This window comes from Enterovibrio qingdaonensis, from assembly GCF_028683135.1.
In the GTDB taxonomy this organism is placed as follows: Bacteria; Pseudomonadota; Gammaproteobacteria; order Enterobacterales; family Vibrionaceae; genus Enterovibrio; species Enterovibrio qingdaonensis.
This window is the reverse complement of sequence record NZ_JAJUBB010000033.1, coordinates 1-18,766: the sequence shown is the minus strand read 5'-3', so window position 1 is coordinate 18,766 and position 18,766 is coordinate 1. Positions and strand designations below refer to the sequence as shown.

At 49.1% G+C, this 18,766-nt stretch carries 17 protein-coding genes; 7 read left to right on the top strand and 10 right to left on the bottom strand.

The annotated features are described in order from the left end of the window. Positions 1 to 85 precede the first annotated feature (85 nt). Entirely contained in the window at positions 86 to 1,762 is a 1,677-nt protein-coding gene (locus LRP49_RS24100) for a BCCT family transporter (RefSeq protein WP_274146085.1), read from the top strand. A gap of 91 nt (positions 1,763 to 1,853) precedes the next feature. After that, positions 1,854 to 2,864: a GlxA family transcriptional regulator gene (locus LRP49_RS24095; RefSeq protein ID WP_274146083.1), complete on the top strand. Its 1,011-nt coding sequence runs from the start codon at positions 1,854 to 1,856 to the stop codon at positions 2,862 to 2,864. A 22-nt stretch (positions 2,865 to 2,886) separates the two neighbouring features. Here the strand turns inward: LRP49_RS24095 and LRP49_RS24090 are convergent, their stop codons facing one another. Continuing rightward, positions 2,887 to 4,074 (bottom strand): TauD/TfdA family dioxygenase, encoded by a 1,188-nt coding sequence (locus LRP49_RS24090; RefSeq protein ID WP_274146081.1) that lies wholly within the window; start codon positions 4,072 to 4,074, stop codon positions 2,887 to 2,889. 100 nt (positions 4,075 to 4,174) lie between these two features. On the opposite strand from LRP49_RS24090, the gene LRP49_RS24085 reads away from it, so the two are divergent. The 4 genes from LRP49_RS24085 (at position 4,175) to LRP49_RS24070 (ending at position 6,607) form a co-directional block, all read left to right on the top strand. After that, on the top strand, positions 4,175 to 4,315 hold the full coding sequence (locus tag LRP49_RS24085; RefSeq protein WP_274146079.1) for a hypothetical protein: 141 nt from the start codon (positions 4,175 to 4,177) through the stop codon (positions 4,313 to 4,315). Positions 4,316 to 4,452: 137 nt separating this feature from the next. After that, positions 4,453 to 5,202: an amino acid ABC transporter substrate-binding protein gene (locus tag LRP49_RS24080; protein WP_274146104.1), complete on the top strand. Its 750-nt coding sequence runs from the start codon at positions 4,453 to 4,455 to the stop codon at positions 5,200 to 5,202. 2 nt (positions 5,203 to 5,204) lie between these two features. Beyond that, complete coding sequence (locus LRP49_RS24075) at positions 5,205 to 5,876, top strand: amino acid ABC transporter permease (protein ID WP_274146077.1); 672 nt, start codon at positions 5,205 to 5,207, stop codon at positions 5,874 to 5,876. After that, positions 5,873 to 6,607 (top strand): amino acid ABC transporter ATP-binding protein, encoded by a 735-nt coding sequence (locus LRP49_RS24070; protein WP_274146075.1) that lies wholly within the window; start codon positions 5,873 to 5,875, stop codon positions 6,605 to 6,607. Before LRP49_RS24075 ends, LRP49_RS24070 begins: the two co-directional genes overlap by 4 nt. Positions 6,608 to 6,696: 89 nt before the next feature. Here LRP49_RS24070 and xylB read toward each other — a convergent pair whose 3' ends face one another. From xylB to LRP49_RS24025, 9 genes are all read right to left on the bottom strand, one after another. After that, entirely contained in the window at positions 6,697 to 8,148 is a 1,452-nt protein-coding gene (gene xylB / locus LRP49_RS24065) for a xylulokinase (RefSeq protein ID WP_274146074.1), read from the bottom strand. 131 nt (positions 8,149 to 8,279) lie between these two features. Further along, positions 8,280 to 8,627: a cupin domain-containing protein gene (locus LRP49_RS24060; RefSeq protein WP_274146072.1), complete on the bottom strand. Its 348-nt coding sequence runs from the start codon at positions 8,625 to 8,627 to the stop codon at positions 8,280 to 8,282. Between the two features lie 208 nt (positions 8,628 to 8,835). Continuing rightward, entirely contained in the window at positions 8,836 to 9,861 is a 1,026-nt protein-coding gene (locus tag LRP49_RS24055) for a Tle-like phospholipase domain-containing protein (protein WP_274146070.1), read from the bottom strand. A 298-nt stretch (positions 9,862 to 10,159) separates the two neighbouring features. Beyond that, positions 10,160 to 10,927 (bottom strand): IclR family transcriptional regulator, encoded by a 768-nt coding sequence (locus LRP49_RS24050; RefSeq protein WP_274146068.1) that lies wholly within the window; start codon positions 10,925 to 10,927, stop codon positions 10,160 to 10,162. Positions 10,928 to 11,158: 231 nt separating this feature from the next. Continuing rightward, on the bottom strand, positions 11,159 to 12,655 hold the full coding sequence (locus LRP49_RS24045) for a CoA-acylating methylmalonate-semialdehyde dehydrogenase (protein ID WP_274146066.1): 1,497 nt from the start codon (positions 12,653 to 12,655) through the stop codon (positions 11,159 to 11,161). A 42-nt stretch (positions 12,656 to 12,697) separates the two neighbouring features. Further along, a complete protein-coding gene (locus LRP49_RS24040) occupies positions 12,698 to 13,858 on the bottom strand; it encodes an iron-containing alcohol dehydrogenase (protein ID WP_274146065.1) in 1,161 nt (386 codons plus the stop codon). A 68-nt stretch (positions 13,859 to 13,926) separates the two neighbouring features. Then, positions 13,927 to 15,282 carry a TRAP transporter large permease gene (locus LRP49_RS24035; RefSeq protein WP_274146063.1) on the bottom strand — a complete coding sequence of 452 codons (1,356 nt, stop codon included), beginning with the start codon at positions 15,280 to 15,282 and terminating at the stop codon, positions 13,927 to 13,929. Further along, positions 15,273 to 15,905: a TRAP transporter small permease subunit gene (locus LRP49_RS24030; RefSeq protein WP_274146061.1), complete on the bottom strand. Its 633-nt coding sequence runs from the start codon at positions 15,903 to 15,905 to the stop codon at positions 15,273 to 15,275. Before LRP49_RS24030 ends, LRP49_RS24035 begins: the two co-directional genes overlap by 10 nt. Positions 15,906 to 15,980: 75 nt before the next feature. Further along, positions 15,981 to 17,057 carry a TRAP transporter substrate-binding protein gene (locus tag LRP49_RS24025; RefSeq protein WP_274146059.1) on the bottom strand — a complete coding sequence of 359 codons (1,077 nt, stop codon included), beginning with the start codon at positions 17,055 to 17,057 and terminating at the stop codon, positions 15,981 to 15,983. Positions 17,058 to 17,568: 511 nt separating this feature from the next. Here LRP49_RS24025 and LRP49_RS24020 point away from each other — a divergent pair. Continuing rightward, the gene (locus tag LRP49_RS24020) at positions 17,569 to 18,717 is read left to right on the top strand and encodes a Na/Pi symporter (RefSeq protein ID WP_274146058.1); all 1,149 of its coding nucleotides are present in this window, start codon (positions 17,569 to 17,571) and stop codon (positions 18,715 to 18,717) included. Positions 18,718 to 18,766 lie beyond the last annotated feature (49 nt).

The window sequence follows — 18,766 nt, the reverse complement described above, 5'->3', positions numbered from 1 at the left end:
TGGTATTTCATACAACGATAGAGGAAGGCATAAAACAATTAAATAAAGCCATTTAATCAAAACCACAGCAATGGAGGATTTGCTGATGTCGTCTAACTCTCAGGACGGTTTTGAAGCCGCTGAAACGATGGCTTTTAAAGCAGAAAAACTGGCCCAAACCGGGCTATTTAAAGGCATGCATAAGGGCATGACGATATTTTCGTCACTGATGGTGCTCTTGTTCGTGGCTTTTACAGGCAGCAACACTGATCTTGCCGGAAAGGTATTTGGCAGTGTTCGTGCCTGGATAGAAGTAACATTTGGGTGGTATTACATGGTCACCATCGTTTTCTTAATCGTCGTGTGTACCTTTATCGTTTTTAGTCGGTTCGGTAGCGTGCGGCTAGGTGATGATGACAGCCGACCTGATTTCAGTAACTTCGCTTGGTTTTCAATGCTTTTTTCAGCGGGTATAGGGATAGGAATACTGTTCTTTGGGGTGGCTGAACCCATTTTTTACCTCGATAACAGTGGTGCGTTTGGTTATCCGAATAACCCTTATGCCGATCTGGATGGCGCAGAAGCCATTGGCTACGATCGCGCGGTCGATGCGCTTAAAGTGACCTTCTTCCATTGGGGTTTTCATGGCTGGGCCGTCTATGTGATTGTTGGCATGTCTCTGGCCTATTTTGCGTATCGTCGAAAACTCCCCCTCGCGCTGCGTTCTGCGCTTTATCCCTTTATTGGCGATCGTATTTATGGGCCTATTGGCCACGCTGTCGACATTTTCGGTGTCTTGGGTTGCGTGTTTGGTGTAGCAACGTCACTGGGACTAGGCGTGAGCCAGATGTCGGTCGGGCTTGAACGGCTGGTAGGGATCAGCTCTGGCACCTTTACGCAAATCACGTTGATCGCGCTCATTACGCTTGTTTCTGTTTTATCGGCCCTGTCTGGGGTAGGTAAGGGCATTCGAATCATTTCCCAATGGAACATTATCGTCTCCGTGGTTGTCGTTGCACTGTTTCTCTTTGCGGGGCCGACAAGTTGGGTGTTAGGGCTCTTTGGTATCGCCGTCGCGGATTATCTCGCCAGCTTTATTCAAATGGGGCTTTGGTTTCCCGAAGAAGAAGGTCCCGCCAAATGGCAAAACGGTTGGACGGTGTTCTATTGGGGCTGGTGGATTGCCTGGGCACCGTTTGTTGGTGTGTTTATTGCCCGCATTTCTCGTGGCCGAACGTTAAGAGAGTTTGTGATTGGTGTGCTCCTTGTACCGACAACAATCATATTTATATGGTTGGGTATCTTTGGGGGAACGGCCCTTTATCAAGAGCTTACAGCCAGCACTGGGGTTGGCACTGCCGGGCTCATTGATTTGGTTAATGCGTGGAATTTGCCAGAGGCGTTATTCGCCAGTGCTGACGGGATTTTTGGTGTCGGAGCGTTAGGGTGGATAGTTTCCGCCATGATGGTATTTCTGCTCATGAGTTGGTTTGTTACCTCTTCAGATTCCGGCATTGTGGTGTTGACCACCATCTTGTCATTAGGGAATGAAGAGCCGCCAAAAACCTTCCGTGTCTTTTGGGGTGTTGTTATTGGCTTAGTTGCCGCCGCCTTGTTAGTTGCAGGTGGGTTGAGTGCGCTGCAAACTGCCAATATCGCAGCGGCCTTGCCGCTCAGTCTGGTTATTATTGTGATGACGCTAGGTGTGCTCAAATCATTGTTTAATGAAGTGAGTGGGCTGGGGACAGGAGGTAAAAGCGACACGCCATTCGTCAAAGATTAAACAATTTTTTACGAATGGCTAAGCGACGTATGGCTAAGCTATGAAGAGACGGCAGAAAATGGATTGCCGTCCCTTCGCTTTAGGAGCCTCGATGCAAACTTCGCCATCTTCACCGCTTTCCCCAACGGCGCAAATGCCTTTAATTGCAGATGATGATGGCGTTTTCACCCTCTCTTTTTTGCTGCTACCTGAATACGCGATGGTGTCGCTACTCTCTGCCATCGAGCCTTTACGCATCGCCAACCGTTTGGCGGGGAAAACCTTGTTTCGGTGGCAGTGCTTTAGTGACGACGGGGAACCCGTTTTAGCCAGCAATGGTTTAGCCCTTCAAGCCTCGATTCCCATCAGCGCAAGTGAAAAACCACGAAACCTTTTTGTAAATGCGAGCTTCCATCCCGAAAAACACATTTCAGATGCGTCCGTAAAATGGCTGCGTGAATTGCATCGAATGGGTTCTATGGTGGGTGCGCTGGACACGGGGTGTTATTTATTGGCGAAGGCAAAGCTTTTAGAGGGCTACCCAATCACCTTGCACTGGGAAGCGAAACCTTCCTTCCAAGAGCGTTATCCTGAACTTGAAATCAGTGATGAGCTCTTTGAAATTCAGGGTAAGCGCGTGACCTGTGCTGGCGGCACGGCGGCAACCGACATGATGCTGTATTTAATCGACGCCTATTTTAAACCAGAATTGGCGATTTTGGTGTGTGAGCAATTGATTAAGTGCACGGCGAGAAACCCAACCGATCATCAACGGATCAGCCAAGCTGAAAAGCTCAACTTGCGTCACCCTAAAATCGTCAAAGCTCTGGATTTAATGGCATCAAATATTGAAAATCCGCTCACCACATCGGATCTGGCAGACCGCTTGTCTGTCTCTGTTCGCCATTTAGAACGACTGTTCTTACAGCATTTATCCTGCTCTCCAACAGCGTATTATTTGCGATTAAGAGTGGAGCATTCGCAGTACCTTTTGTCTGATTCTGGACTGAGTATCGCGGACATCGCGCTCGCTTGTGGCTTTTGCTCCACGGCGCACTTCAGTCGTCGCTATCGAGCACTCTATGGCACAACCGCGAGCCAATACCGTTCGGGTATCGAATAGCGGCCAAGCTACTTCAAGGTGCTTAGTCGAGCGCATCCCTTTCCAATACTCTGATTCGAGATAGCAGCTCATCTCGGTCGATATAGCAACCTTGGAGGTGTCTTGAGCCAGTCTTGAGGTCAAACGCATTGCGTGCATGTAAGACGCGGCGGTTATCAAACACGATAAGTTCTCCGCTATTGAGGCGATGGAAAAACTGGAACCTTTCCTCTCGGGTTAACCGAATAAAACAGCGATACGCTTTATACAGGGCGAGGGTTTGGTGTGCAGGTACATCAATGGGTCCTCGAAGAAAATTGGCGAGACGAACCTCAACGACCTGATTGTTTTCATCCACCATGATAGCGGTGCCTCGAAAGCGATAGTCGCTGTGTTGATCCTTGTTGTAAAAGGCCATGGGAATGCTGGATAAGCTGGCAAACTCTTCGGGGTAATGTTTGCGCATGTGTTCGGCGATTTTAAAGCCATCAACCAAAATAGACTCGCCACCCTCGGCATCATTGATCAGGCAATGCAAAAACTGCAGGCCGGGTTGTAGCTCCCGTGTGGGTAAATCCGTGTGTAGCGGCAAGCGTAAATCGGTATACGCCGCGCTGTTGGCGTCTGCTTTCGCCTGCACATTGAAGATGGTGCCAAAGTTGGTTTCTCTGATAAAAGAGATGCGGTTCGCCACGTTAATCAGGGTGTTTGGCGCGCAATCCACGTCTTTAACCAGCGCAATGCCATAATCCCTCAAGTCCTTTAGCCACGCTAAAAGATGCTGATCGCTTTGCAGGATATTGAGGTAAGTGTTGGTGGGCAGGGCTTGGTTTATTGCGTCTTTATCCCACACTTTTGCCTGCCACTGTTTGGCCTTTAATGCGCTGTCACTATAGCAATGGCTGTACAACCAACCGGGATGGTACTGGCTAATATGATCTCCATAATCCCACTTAATGACGAGTCGATTATCCTCGGAGAGATAGGCTTCTTGCGGCTTAATTGTTTCCGGTACATCACAAATTTCGAAGACCTGCTCTCGGGTGAGCGTGGCGATACATTCAGAGCAATGGCAATTGTCTCGGAGCCATAGGTAATGGTATTCACTCTCATGACCGTTATCCCAAACGATAAAAAGCGACTCGCTTCCTACGCTGACGTTGAGGGGAAGATGTTTGATTGGGTAAGGGGTAAATGACGCAATTTCTGAATGAGCGCTGGATACTGTCATCGTACTTTCCTGATTCATACTTCAAAAAACTGGCTTCAAAGAGCGTGTTTCAACGAGAGTGACACTTTGAAGCATCTTATTATGTGAATGAGAGGTTTCCGTGACACGCAGTCGACGTCTTGTTGCACCAATCCGACATATTGATGGGAAACAAGTGAGTTTTCACGGTGTTTACCAGTACGCCACTGCTGTGGATTTATTGACCATTAATCGCTCAATAAATGGGCGGTATGACCAATAAATCCAAATTAGTTAATGAGTTTTTGCTGGAGTGGCGCAGTTGCGAAGCATTACATAGATCTTTTTGTTATTTATCACAAAAAAAGACCTGAGTTAGATTGGGGGCAACAGAATAAAGGAGTAACAACAATGCCTTCAATGAAAAATCTTTTGGTTGCAACACTTGCTTTGGCAACCAGTGTGACATCAACAGCTGCGCTATCCCAAGAAGACATCAAAGTGGGCATGTCTGGACGCTACTTTCCTTTTACCTTTGTAAAAATGGATAAATTGCAGGGGTTCGAAATTGATGTATGGAATGAAATCGGCAAACGTGCGGACTACGATGTTGAGTTTGTAACGGCGAACTTCTCAGGCCTGTTTGGCATGTTGGAAGCGGGCCATATCGATACCATCAGTAATCAAATCACTATGACGGACGCGAGAAAGGCAAAGTACGCGTTTTCGGTACCGTATGTGGTTGATGGTGCGCAAGTTGTGATTCGCAAAGGTCGTGACGATATCGCTGGTATTGACGATCTGAAAGGCAAAAAAGTCGCGGTAAACCTCGGCAGTAACTTTGAGCAGCTACTGCGTAACTACGATAAGGCCGGTGAAATCAACATCATCACTTATGATTCTGGTTTTGAGCAGGATGTCGCGTTAGGCCGCACAGATGCATTTGTGATGGACCGTGTTTCGTCCGCGCAACTTATTAAAAAATCCGGTTTGCCGCTGCAATTAGCGGGTGAACCATTCGAAACCATTCAGAACGCGATGCCGTTCCTGAATACGCCTGAAAAATTGGCAATCAAAACCAAAGTAGACAAAGCACTGAACGAGATGAAAGCCGACGGCACCCTGAGCGATATCTCTGAAAAGTGGTTTGATTCTGACATTACGCAATAACCATGGGCTTTGATTTAACTTACATGCTGGCGTTGTTCCCGATACTGCTGAAGTATTTGGGAATAACGCTGGAGATGTCTTTGATTGGCTTTGCGGCGGCACTGGTTTTGTCGGTGCTGTTGGCCTTGGTCCGGGTGTTTAAGGTCAAGGTGCTTGATGCCATTGTGGTGGTGTATATCTCTTTCTTCCGAGGCACGCCATTGCTGGTTCAGCTTTTCTTGCTGTATTACGGCTTACCGCAAGTCTTTCCAATGTTCGTGGGTATGGATGCGTTTACCGCTGCTGTACTGGGTTTATCACTGCACTTTTCTGCGTACATGGCAGAGAGTATTCGCGCTGCGATCCTTGGTATCGACAAGAGTCAGATGGAAGCGAGCCTGAGCATTGGCATGACGCGACTTCAGGCCATGAGACGTATTATTTTGCCGCAGGCTGCGCGAGTGGCAACGCCATCGCTAATGAACTACTTCATCGATATGATCAAAAGTACCTCGCTGGCGTTTACCTTAGGTGTGGCGGAAATCATGGCGAAGGCGCAAATGGAAGCGGCATCGAGCTTTAAGTTCTTTGAAGCATTCTTGGCAGTAGCCTTAATTTACTGGCTGGTGGTGATTGTGTTCACCCAAGTGCAGTCAGTGCTTGAGGGCAGATTGAACAGGGCTTACGCAAAATGATTGAAATTCGAAACCTGAGCAAACGCTTTGGTGACGCTGAAGTCCTGAAGCATATCGACCTTGATGTGAAGCAAGGCGAAATCGTGGTGATTATTGGGCCATCGGGCACAGGAAAATCAACACTGCTTCGCTGCCTCAACTTTTTGGAGTCTCCAACAACCGGTGAGATTCAAATTGGTGAAGCGAAGTTAGATGCAAAAACTGCATCAAACGCGGAAATTCATCAGTTGAGAAAACAAAGCAGCTTTGTATTCCAAAACTATGCCTTGTTTGCCAACAAGACCGCGTTGGAGAACGTGGCGGAGTCGCTGATCACTGTCTGGAAAGAGCCAAAAGACAGTGCGTTTGTGACGGCAGAAAAACTCCTGAACAGCGTAGGCATGGATGCGCATTTGCATAAATATCCTGCACAACTCTCTGGCGGGCAACAGCAGCGAGTAGGCATAGCGCGAGCGATGGCGTGTAAGGGTGAAGTCATCTTATTTGATGAACCCACATCGGCACTTGACCCTGAATGGGTAGAGGAAGTGCTGGCAGTGATGAAAGAGCTTGCAGCAAAACGTCAGACCATGATTGTGGTGACGCATGAGATGCAGTTTGCGCGAGATATCGCGGACAAAGTCATCTTTATGGAAGGTGGCGTGATTGTGGAGCAAGGCCCGCCTTCTCAAATTTTCGGCAATCCACAAAATGAACGTACCCGCGCGTTTGTCGCGAGAGCAGTTCACTAGCCAATGCGTTTCATAAAAAGACCTAGTTCCCCCTAGGCGAAAAAAGCCAGCAAACTTGCTGGCTTTTTCTTTCTTCAAAATGCGCAGGCTTAAAACAAGGGTTTTAACTGCTGATAAAGGGCTTGGAAGGTGGCGCGTTTTGCTCGGTAATAGGCCATCTTGGTGGCATCCGGTTTGTGTTCTTGAACCAATTCGGGTTCAGGGCACGCATCTTGGAAGGAAACGCCGTTGGTGACACCCAACATGGCTAACCTTGCCGCGCCTAATGCTGGGCCAACATCGCCACCTTTTCGATAAACGAGCGGGCGTTCCACAATATCTGCCAGCATTTGACGCCAGTACGGGCTGCGCGCGCCGCCGCCAATGAGAGAAACGGTATCGGGCTCTGTGCCAGTCACATGAAGCGCATCAAATCCATCTGCAAACGCAAAGCCAACACCTTCCAAAACCGCCTTAGCCAGATCCAATTTTGTTGTGGTATGTGTCATGCCAAAAAACACACCTTTGGCATTGGGATCGTTGTGAGGTGTACGCTCACCTGAGAGATAAGGCAAAAAGATGACGCCAGAATTGGGTATTGCCGTTGCTTCGACATCAGCAATCATCTGACCCACATCGTCAAAGCCGGTTAGTTCAGCAACCCATTTTAGGCAAGATGCCGCACTCAATATGACCGACATGGTGTGCCAAGTATCAGGAAGGGCATGGCAAAAACTGTGAAGGGCAGAATCAGGATTAGAGACAAAGCCATCACTCACGGCAAAATACACACCTGAAGTACCTAAAGAGAGCATCGCCTGACCCGGTTGGATGATCCCAACACCGATGGCACCCGCGGCATTGTCGCCACCGCCAGCAACAACAGGCACCGTCGGCATATTCCAGGACGCTGCGATGTCAGGAAGTAAATAACCTGTTGTCTGATTACCCTCACAAAGCTCTGGCATATGGTGGCGGGAAAGCCCTGTGGCATTGAGCATACTGTCGTCCCAATCTCTATTGTTTACATCAAGCCAAAGGGTGCCGGCAGAGTCAGACATGTCGGACGCGAATCGTCCCGTCATTTTATAGCGGAGGTAATCTTTCGGTAAAAGTACCTTATCAATTTGTTGGAAAATGGCAGGCTCATGATTGGCGACCCACTTCAACTTAGGCGCGGTAAAGCCGGGCATCATGATGTTACCCGTGATTTCGCGACTGTTTGGGACCGCCGCTTCGAGCTGTAGACACTCTTTCGCACAACGCCCATCATTCCAAAGAATGGCTGGGCGTAGCACTTCGCCGCGAATATCCAACAGCGTTGCACCGTGCATTTGGCCAGACAAGCCAATCGCTTTTACGTCACGAAGGTCAACAGATTTCCCGAGCGCAATCATGGCATCACACGTTACCTGCCACCATTCTGCCGGATCTTGTTCAGACCATAGTGGTTCTGGTCGATAGACATTCAACGGCATGGTTTCCGTCGCCACGATTTCCCCTGAATCCAGCATGGCAATAACCTTAACGCCAGACGTTCCTAAATCTATGCCTATGTACATATATTCACTCCCTGAAACTCATGTTCAGGGTAATGCAGACGAGCGTCTTCATCGACAGCAAATTTATAGAAATCGTATCAGTAATGATAACTTGAGGGAGATTGCTACGTAATTGTTTCGTGCCTATCCATTTATGGCTTTAGCTCGATCTCCAGTAAGCGTATTTGTGTTTCGCCAACATTTCTTACGTTATGTGTGGCGGCGGGTACATACATTGTCATTCCTTCTTTGAACGTAATGGTACGGGTGGCTTTGGTACTGTCTTGAGGGACGATTTCTGCAGTTCCACCCTCCAACACATATACCACGCGGAAAGGATAGTCATGACTGTGCATACCGGATTCTGAACCAGGAGGGTAGGTATGACGAACAGCCTGTACCGCTTCATTGTCGAGTAATGGGTCTGTGGAACCTAGATTCTCGGAAGCGGAAAGCGACGTTGTGCCAAGCATGGCAGCTAAAATAAGGAGTAAGCGCAAAATAGGCTCCTTTCTTTGAGTGCATGAAAACACACCCTATCGAGATTGCCTGTGTTTCCCAACTGGTTCGGTTGAATTCTAGACCTAGGTTGGGTTGGTGGATTGGAAAAGGGAAACGGCGGTATGGCGGTTTGAGATGTCGAGAGATGAAAAGTGGCGACAAAGACCTAGATAGCACTGGTCTGTATCGCCAAACATTACATGTCGTTTAGAGGTCTTCTAAAAAGCTCGGGAAGGAGTTGATGGCGTATTCTGCCTGCCACGCCATGAGGTCGATCGTGTCATCGGTCCAATCGATGTAAAACAGAGCCATAAAGCCATTGATATCGTTGTCGATGCTGGTGAGATCGTTGGAGTTATTGCGGTAAATTGGCTGTGACAGGAACTGCAATTCTTCTTTAATCGGTGTCGTAAAGTGGCGTGATAAACCTGTATTTAAGAAAAATATCGGTGTAAAGCGAGCGGCGGAGAGGTAAAAAATGTTGCCGTATTGCTTCGAGTCGACGCCAATGACATCGGCATCTTGCTGCAGGTCTCCATCAGAGACAAATTCGCCTTCCAGATTGTAGTTGGTAATATTTCGCGCGTTATTCGCCCAAGCGGAACTTGATAGACCACCTCGTTGCATCGATTGTTTAATTTTGTTCAGCACGGCATCACCAATGCCCGAGGCATCGAAAATGGTGGCAGGTTTTCCGGTTCGAATGGCAGCGACTGTTGCTAAACCACCGCCAAGACTATGGCCAGTAAAATGAATCGAGTAGTTGCTGTATTTGTTGACGAGTCTGACCGACTCCCCAATGGTAAATTTGTATTGAGGAGGCACATCGCCTGCTGCCATGATGCCATTGGTAACCCAATCAGAGGTACCAAGCTCACTGCCTCTGAAGGCGATAACCGCGTTACTGCCACTGGTGTAAACCGTTGCATGAAAGCCAGTCGAGCTGTCGTGGATAGACTCACGCAGCGTCCAACCACTTGGGGCTCCCCAACTTTTGTAGACATACTCTGAGAAAGCCAAATAGTGCAATGCGTCACCTGCTTGGTTGACGGATGGTGGCTGGTGAGTTTTGTAAGTGCTACCTGTGGTATTGGCGGTGTTGGTCATGTTTGGGTTGAGAATTGAATCGATGTAGGCTCCGATATCTCCTAGTTCTTCCTGCGTTGTAGCGAATGTACTGTGCGACGACAAGCCCATTAAAATACCCAATGAGCAAACTAAGATCTTTTTCATGAGAACATTTTCCTTTTCCGATGATTGACGTTACTACTTTTTGTCAAAGTGATACTTCATGTATCGTTTTAAATCCTAGGTGACCAGAGTCGTCTTGCCACCATGATCTCGTAGCACTTTTAAGACATTTAAAAAATAGTGGTTATTCGCTTTTTAAAATACCCAAAATGAGCTTAAGTAGTTGAAATAACAGGCATTTATTTGAGTTGGGTATGGTTGGGTGTTGGGCGTGACATCATCCACCAGGCATTCGTGAATCAATGCCAGTGTGGAAAGGAAATGTGGGGGAGAGTTTGGGTTAATCTTCTTTCATCAGCATTTCGAGATCACGCGCGGCGCGGCGTAAATGCGGTTCAAATTGTTGGAGATCTTCCAACGTACGTCTGAACACGGGCGCATGGGTAAAGAGGCAGGCGTGTAACTGGCCTAGCTCATTACGAATAGGCACAGCAATCGCCACCATACCTTCGACGAATTCTTCGTTATCCGTCCCGCAATCCTTCTCTGCAACTTCGTTTAAGATCCGCTCAAGCACAATTGGGTCAGTAATTGTGTTGCGCGAGAATCGTTCAAGTTTTAGGTGATTGATTAGTCGTTGTCGGCGGCGCTTTGAGAGGGTACTTAGGTAGAGCTTGCCACTGGCGGTGCACCAAACGGGCGTATGGCTGCCAACAGGTAAATTGATTTGAAGCGGCCAGTTGGTTTGGACTCTGTCGTAGTAAATCATGTCGACGCCGTTAGGCAGTGAGATGCCGCAGGTCTCGCCAATTTCATCCGCGAGTTTTTGCAAAATCGCTTGGCGCATCGCTTTGAAGTGTGTGGTCTGTAACACCCCAAGTGCGACATCATGTAATCGCTTGGCGGGGATGATGTTTCCCCGCATGTTGGTTTGGATAAAGCCATCTTTTTCTAGCTGTTGGAGCAGGCGGTGAATGCTGGGTTTTGGAATATCCAATAAAATGGAAAGCTCCGCTGGATTCGGCGGACGTTCTGAGCACGAAATGGCTTCAATGATTTCCAGCACGCGGGCAATGGAAGAGGCTTTCTCTCGTCTTTCTGCTTTCATCCTTGTACCTGTTCTTCTTAATCTGTCTGTTATCCGTTTCTAAAACATGTTTATTTTTAAGCACTCGCGCTGACACATTTGCGTTGAAACTTGGGTGTCCCGCCAGTATAGGTCACTCGTACGATATACCGAGGTGTGGGAGTGCATTCACATGGAATTGCTCACACTCGGTAGTGGTCAAAACGCCCCAAACTTCAGTCGTTTCAGATTGTTTGGGGCGTTAGTGTACCGTTACTTCATCACTGGCATCGAGAAAGAAACATTTTCTCTAACCGCGTCAGATGGCCACCGTTGGGTGATGGTTTTTCGGCGCGTATAAAAACGCACGCCGTCGGGCCCGTAAGCACTGAGATCACCGAAGAATGACCGTTTCCAGCCGCCGAAACTGTGGTAAGCCACCGGAACAGGAAGTGGAACATTAATGCCCACCATACCGACCTCAATATGGTCTGAAAAGTAACGTGCTGCCTCACCATCTCGGGTAAAGATACACGTCCCATTTCCATATTCGTGGTCGTTAATCAGTTGCATGGCTTGGGACATCGACGCGACCCTTACTACCTGTAATACGGGACCGAATATCTCTTGTTGATAGCTTTCCATTGTTGGCTGAACGGCGTCAATCAATGTTGCGCCTACATAAAAACCTTCGTTATGACCTTCAACATCAGGATTGCGTCCATCAACCACCACCTTGGCACCTTGGGTTTCCGCGCTGGTGATCAGCGTGTTCACTCGGTTGCGGTGCGCGGCGGTAATAACCGGACCAAAGTCGTTGTTGTTATCGCTGTACGCCCCAACGCGCAATTCCACCATTTTTGCCTGCAGTTTCTCGATCAGCGCATCAGCGGTTTGATCGCCCACCACGGTCACAACGGAGAGAGCCATGCAGCGCTCACCGGAAGAACCAAACGCGGCACCGAGCAATTGACTCACTGCATTGTCGAGGTCTGCGTCAGGTAGAACAATGGCGTGATTTTTTGCGCCGCCCAATGCTTGGCATCGCTTACCGTTTGCACTGGCTCGAGCATAGATACTTTCCGCGACAGGCGTTGACCCTACAAAACTGACGGCACTGATATCAGGATGATCAAGCAAGGCATTCACGGTCGCTTTGTCACCGTTCACCACGTTCATTACGCCCGCTGGTAACCCGGCTTCTTGCAAAAGCTGCGCGACAAATAAGGTGGAGCTAGGGTCACGCTCAGAGGGCTTGAGAACAAAACAGTTACCACAAGCGATGGCGATAGGGTACATCCAAAGTGGCACCATCACGGGAAAGTTAAAGGGTGTAATACCCGCGACTACCCCGAGTGGTTGAAACTCGCTCCACGCATCAATGCCGGGGCCGACATTACGCGTATGCTCGCCTTTGAGCAGATTTGGTATGCCGCACGCGTATTCAACATTTTCTATACCGCGCTGCAATTCTCCCATTGCGTCATGGCGGATCTTGCCATGCTCCTGCCCGATAAGATCGCAGATGGTGTCGGCATTTTCCTCAAGCAACTGCACGAATTTTTGCATGATTCGCGCACGTCGAATCGGTGGCGTATCGCGCCAGGCGGGATAGGCGGCCTTTGCTTTTAACACAGCCTGTTCGACAGTACTTGGGCTTGCGATATCCACCGCCGTGGTCGTTTCTCCGGTAGATGGGTTGTATACGGGTAAGGATGCTGCGCCTTCCGTGATCACCGCACCGTTTATTAAATGTCCGATGGTTTGCATGTGTTTACTCCCTGTTAATTAGGATGTTTGCTGAAAAGTGATTCATTGCCATAGCTGGGTATAAATCGCGATCATCTCTTCATGACTGGGTACTCGCGGGTTGTTGGCTGGCGAGCCTGACGCCATGGCTTGCTTAGCCATGATTTCGATGTCATTGAAAAACTGATTGCGGTCGATACCAAACCCTTCCGGCGTCGGAACCTGTAAATCTTGATTCAGGCTTTTGAGTTCTTGCAGCAGCTTCTGGCAAGCGTTGCGTGTGCTTTCTTGTGGGTCGGCGACACCCATGGCTTTGGCGCAGTCGGCGTAACGCTCCGGTGCTGCAGGTAAAGAGAAGGCGGTGACTGACGGCAAAAGCATGGCGTTAGACAAGCCATGAGGGACATGAAAGTGCGCACCAATGGGACGACTCATGCCGTGCACTAACGCGACAGATGCGTTTGAAAAGGCGATACCTGCCAATGTGGCTCCCAGCATCATGGCAGCGCGAGCTTCAACGTTATCTCCTTTTTCACAGGCGCGGCGCAAATTGGGGGCAATCAGACGCATTGCTTCTTTAGCGTGGAAGTCGCTGAATGCGTTTCCTTTTTTGCTGACATACGACTCGATGGCATGGGTGAGTGCATCGATGCCAGTGTCGGCGGTCATGCGTGTGGGCAGTGAATGCGTCAGTTGCGCGTCTACCAATGCTGCGGTCGGCATAAAGGAGGGGCCGACACACAGCATTTTTTCGTCGTTGGTTGCATCAGTAATGATGGTGAAGCGCGTCACTTCAGATCCCGTACCTGCGGTAGTGGGAATCGCGATAAGGGGAAGGGCAGGGACAGATACGATGCGAGGGAAACTATAGTCCCGCATACTGCCGCCTGCGGCTGCCAGCACTGCCATGGCTTTGGCACTGTCTATGACACTGCCGCCGCCTAGTGCAATGAGACAGTCGTAATTCCCTGCTTTGATTGCTTCCACGCCCGCCGTTATGGACGCATCCGTTGGCTCAGGAATGGTGTCATCGAACACCTGTGATGAGATGTCATGTTCTCTGAGCAGCTTGACGACCTTGTGACTTTGACCAAGGGCCACCATAGTCTTGTCGGTGATGATGAGGGGCTGCTGACAGCCCAGTGCTGCCATAATGTCCGGAAGCTTGTTTGATGCACCATCGCCGATCTCCATCAGACGAGGTAGGATGATTGAATGAGACATAGCTACTCCTTGTTAACCAATGCTAGAAGCATGTAACTGAAAAATTTCTTGGGATTAAAACGTCGGAATTAAGGGGAATAGACCTCTGCTGGGAGCCAAGTAACAATGGAGGGCATGCCAAACACGATGGCAAGGCCGAGCAGTTGCAGCAGGATAAAAGGCACCACGCCGCGATAAATATTGATAAGACTTACACCTTTGGGCACGACACCTTTTAGGTAGAAAAGCGCAAAGCCTACGGGCGGCGTAAGAAACGACGTTTGCAAACAAACGGCGAACAGCACAGCAAACCAAACCAGATCGAACCCCATTGCGCTGACGACTGGCGCAACCAAGGGCAAAATGATCAGTGTCAGTTCAATCCAATCGAGGAAAAAACCGAGGAAAAAGGTGACAACCAAAATGGCGATGACAATACCTTCGGGGCCGAAAGGTAGGCTGGTCAGGGCTTTTTCAATGAGTTCGTCACCACCAAGACCACGGAGAACCAATGAGAACGCCGTGGCACAGATGATCAATGCGAAAATAAAGGCGGTGGTTTTGGTGGTCTCTTGGCCGACTTCTTTTAGCACCTGAATGCTTAATCGTCCTCTTGCGAACGCCAGTAGCGTCGCACCAAATGCCCCAACCCCAGATGCTTCAGTGGGTGTTGCGATGCCCATAAAAATGGAACCCAGCACAGCAATAATAAGCAATGCAGTGGGAAGAGCGGCGCTTAGCGCACTGAATATGATGGACAGGCTAACGGGCTCTGCATCTTTTGAGACTGGCGCAGCATCGTGTTTTAAATAACCCAGCAACAAGATGTAGGCAATGTAGAATGCCGCGAGCATTAAACCGGGGAAGACGGCTCCCAGAAACAGATCGCCCACAGAGACACCGATTCTGTCTCCCATCATCACCAGCATGATGCTGGGTGGCACTAAAATCCCGAGTGTCCCTGTTGATGCGACAGTGCCACAGGCGAGTTCTTTGCTATAGCCATCGCGCATCATCAGTGGCATGCCTAATACGGCAAGCAACACCACGGATGCGCCAATGATGCCGGTGGAGGCGGCGAGGAGCAGACCCACAAAGGTGACGGTGACGGCGAGCCCACCGCGTACTCGACCAAAGAGGCGGACAAGGTTAGTCATTAAGTCTTCAGCGGTGCCGGAGCGATCTAACATCAACCCCATAAAGATAAACATGGGCAGCGCAACGAGTACCCAATTGGTCATGATGTCCCACATTCGCGGTACGACGAGGGATGCATAGTTCCAATCAATGCCGATAAACGCGTCAAACCAATGGTCAGCGAGCATGGCGACAGGGACGAAAATCAAGGACACGCCGCAAAGTACCCAAGCGACAGGAAAGCCCGTGAACAGCAGAAGAATAAACGCACTGAACATTAGAAGGACGAGGATTTCATTCACTTCCATGATGAAGACTCCTTTTTCTCGGCATCAAGTGTGGAAAGCTGCGTCTCTTCAGGGCTCGTTTGTGTTGGCGAAAACAAGAAGGCGCAAACCCTGCTCATGCGAGATATCGCAGCGATGGCAAGTAATGCAAACGCGAATAAAAGGGCACTTTTCATAAACCAACGGAAAGGCAACCCACCGGGGGCGGCGGACACTTCGCCTAACTCCCATGAATAGAGGAAGAAGGGAATGGCATACCAAAAGACAAGAATCAGAAAGGGGAAGAGCAATATGATCATGCCAAACAGCTCGATTTTTGCTTGAGTGCGAAGTGAAAACCTGTCCCTAAGCAAGTCAACGCGCACATGGCTGTCTGTCACCATGCAATAGGACAAGCCGACTAACCAACCCAGCGCATAGAGATGCCATTGCAATTCTTCAAACTCGATGCGGCCTTCCCCAAACAGATAGCGCATTAGCACGTTGATGATGATCACCAGCATTAGCACTACCCAAAGCCAAGAAAACGCGTTCCCTAATCCGATCAAAAAGCCATCTAACCATGTCGACAGGCGTGTGTGTGGCAAGCCTGTCGACGCTGAACGATGCGCTGTGTCGGTAAGTTGATGATTGTTATTTTGCATTGTGCATCCTGCCTTCATGCCTCCCCGCTACGGGTTTATGTAGGGGGAGGGGAATCGTTTTAAGTGGTTGTACGATTACTCAAAATCTCTAGGCAGATAGGCTTTCTGCTTCCAAACTTTGTAGTTATCAAGGAAGGCTTGTTGCGAGTTGTAAATGCGCTTGAAGTCAGGATCGGATGCCGCGATGTCCTGCATTACTTCCGTAGAAAGTGTGTACAGTGATTGCAGGAGTTCAGGGTTTAGCGTGCGTGCGGTAACGCCCTTTTCTTCAAAGCCAGCCATGACATCACCCTGAAGTGACTCACCTCGGGTCAACGCTCTGAATGTGCCCGCTGTACAGGCCATGTCTATGGTCGCTTTGGTTGAATCTTCCAGCGCATTCCAGACATCTTTGTTGATGACCAGATGTGATGCGGTAAAGGTTTGGTGCCAGCCGGGGAAATAGTTGTTCTTGGCGATCTTATCGAAACCCATCAAGCTGTCGATCGCTGGCATCGAAAATTCGGAAGCATCAATGGCACCTTTCTCTAGCGCGGGGAATATCTCGCCACCCGGTAGGACAGTGACAGACGCGCCAGCTTTTTGCAGCACCTTGCCGCCAATTCCCGCAAAACGAATTTTTAGGCCTTTAAAGTCATCCAAGGTGTTCATTTCTTTGGTGAACCACCCCGCCGTTTCTGGCCCGATCACGCTGCATAGGACTGGATGTACACCATGTTGGCCGTACAGGTCTTCGGCCAGTTTCTTACCTTCACCTTCATACCACCATGTGGCGTATTCCCAAGGCTCCATACCAAACGGAACGGCGGCGAAAAGGGCAGCGGCGGGAATTTTTCCTTGGTCGTAGCCTAGCCAGGTATAACCCGCATCAATCTGCTTGTTTTTGATCGCTTCTGTAATGCCGAAAGGAGGGACCAGCTTGCCGGGTTCGTAGATTTTGAATTTGATGTTGCCATCTGTGGCGAGGTCAATTTGTTCAGCAACCTGTGTGATGGGATCCCCGAGTGCAGGCAAGTGAGTGCCGAATACGGCTTGTACTTTCCAACGAATTTTCTCTTCAGCGATTACGTGTGTTGACACTGATGCCGCGACGACGCAACCCACCAATGGTGCTGCCCAAACTCTCTTTCCTTTTAACCAATTACTTCTCATTACCTTGGTCCTCTCACTGTGATGCCCGGAAGCAGGCTGTGTTATGAATCGCATAAAACGATACGTTATCTATCATTTTGCTTATTTGGTGGCTTTAGCAAGGCGGGGGTTATAACGATTCATTTTGAATCGTTATATGTTTCACGTGGTTTGAAATAAGAGCTTTGGCCTCATAAGGGAGACAGCAGGTAAAGAAACAGTGATTTTTCAGATAGCTGTCGTGTCTCAAAGCTGAGCTTGGAGGGAAAACGGAACACAAAACGAAATAACCGCGTCTTAATTATGAGAAGAGGTACATTTGGTTTGCGTTATTGATTTGAGCTCTATGCATTCATGTGTTTATGGATAGGAATAAAACCGTTACCCGTGTCTAAAAAGCGTTCAAATCACGATTAAAAACACGTCATTTGAGACATATTCGTCAATTGGTCATGTGTTGGTAATAATTCTGTAATATTGCCTTCATAGGATTTGCATCGAACTGAAATCATTTTTAATCAGGAAGAGAACTATGAGCGTTCAATCCGATGCGTTACAACGACCGCAATCCGATGCACCAAAACGCGCTTTTCAGTGGGCTGCATTGATCGCAATGTTGTACCTTCTGCTTGTCTCAGTGTCGATGATCGGCAGTGGCTTCAAGTGGGCGGCAGGAGAGCAAGCAAAAGAGCTGTTTGAGTTCGCATCCAACCCCGTTGCGGGTTTGATGATTGGTATCGTAGGTACCGCATTAATTCAATCTTCCAGTACAGTAACTGCCATCATTGTTGGTTTAGTTGCAGGTGGCTTGCCTGTATCAATGGCCATTCCGATGGTCATGGGGGCAAATGTAGGCACGACCGTCACCAATACCTTGGTGAGTTTGGGACATGCCCGTTGTAAAGACGAGTTCCGCCGCGCCTTTACATGTGCCACTGTTCATGACTTCTTCAACCTTATTGCTGTACTCATTTTCCTTCCTCTGGAAATGATGACGGGCTTCCTCGCTAAAATCTCCGCATGGTTAGTGTCTCCTTTAAGCCAAGCTGACGACCTCAGCATGAAGAGCCTGAACTTCATCAAGCCAATCACTAAACCTGTCGTTAATGGTGCCAAATCTATTTTCGAAATTTTCCCGGGTAACTTAGGCGGCGTAGCATTGGTGCTGTTCGGTATCCTGATGGTGATTATTGCAATTACTTTCATGGGTAAACTGATGAAAAAGCTGATGGTCGGTAAAGCGCGCGAAGTGCTGAACGGCGCAATTGGTCGTGGCCCGATTCACAGCATTGCGTCCGGTACACTGGTGACCATTTTGGTTCAGTCTTCTTCGACAACCACCAGTTTGGTTGTACCGCTGGTGGGGACAAATGTGCTGAGTGTGCGACAGGTTTATCCGTTCACCTTGGGTGCAAATATCGGCACCTGTATTACGGCACTGCTGGCAGCGACGGCGGTAACGGGCCCGAACGCGGTATTCGCACTGCAGATAGCCATTGTGCACCTGACGTTCAATGTAATGGGTATTCTGGTTATCTTCGGCATTCCTTTCTTGCGGGAGCTTCCGTTGAAATGTGCGGAACTATTGGCTGACTACGCGGTGAGGACTAAGCTGGCGGTCGCGGGATACCTTGGTGTTGTATTCGTTGCTGTCCCGGGCCTTGTGCTTTCGGTATCGTAAGGCCAATACACTCCGATTTCCCCCATATGCGAAAGGCCCTGATTGTCAG

Bases quoted from the DNA above. Each gene is read 5' to 3' on its own strand.
- LRP49_RS24100 (WP_274146085.1), top strand. From the start codon at position 86: ATGTCGTCTAACTCTCAGGACGGTTTTGAAGCCGCTGAAACGATGGCT.
- LRP49_RS24095 (WP_274146083.1), top strand. From the start codon at position 1,854: ATGCAAACTTCGCCATCTTCACCGCTTTCCCCAACGGCGCAAATGCCT.
- LRP49_RS24090 (WP_274146081.1), bottom strand. From the start codon at position 4,074: ATGACAGTATCCAGCGCTCATTCAGAAATTGCGTCATTTACCCCTTAC.
- LRP49_RS24080 (WP_274146104.1), top strand. From the start codon at position 4,453: ATGAAAAATCTTTTGGTTGCAACACTTGCTTTGGCAACCAGTGTGACA.
- LRP49_RS24075 (WP_274146077.1), top strand. From the start codon at position 5,205: ATGGGCTTTGATTTAACTTACATGCTGGCGTTGTTCCCGATACTGCTG.
- LRP49_RS24070 (WP_274146075.1), top strand. From the start codon at position 5,873: ATGATTGAAATTCGAAACCTGAGCAAACGCTTTGGTGACGCTGAAGTC.
- xylB (WP_274146074.1), bottom strand. From the start codon at position 8,148: ATGTACATAGGCATAGATTTAGGAACGTCTGGCGTTAAGGTTATTGCC.
- LRP49_RS24055 (WP_274146070.1), bottom strand. From the start codon at position 9,861: ATGAAAAAGATCTTAGTTTGCTCATTGGGTATTTTAATGGGCTTGTCG.
- LRP49_RS24050 (WP_274146068.1), bottom strand. From the start codon at position 10,927: ATGAAAGCAGAAAGACGAGAGAAAGCCTCTTCCATTGCCCGCGTGCTG.
- LRP49_RS24045 (WP_274146066.1), bottom strand. From the start codon at position 12,655: ATGCAAACCATCGGACATTTAATAAACGGTGCGGTGATCACGGAAGGC.
- LRP49_RS24040 (WP_274146065.1), bottom strand. From the start codon at position 13,858: ATGTCTCATTCAATCATCCTACCTCGTCTGATGGAGATCGGCGATGGT.
- LRP49_RS24035 (WP_274146063.1), bottom strand. From the start codon at position 15,282: ATGGAAGTGAATGAAATCCTCGTCCTTCTAATGTTCAGTGCGTTTATT.
- LRP49_RS24030 (WP_274146061.1), bottom strand. From the start codon at position 15,905: ATGCAAAATAACAATCATCAACTTACCGACACAGCGCATCGTTCAGCG.
- LRP49_RS24025 (WP_274146059.1), bottom strand. From the start codon at position 17,057: ATGAGAAGTAATTGGTTAAAAGGAAAGAGAGTTTGGGCAGCACCATTG.
- LRP49_RS24020 (WP_274146058.1), top strand. From the start codon at position 17,569: ATGAGCGTTCAATCCGATGCGTTACAACGACCGCAATCCGATGCACCA.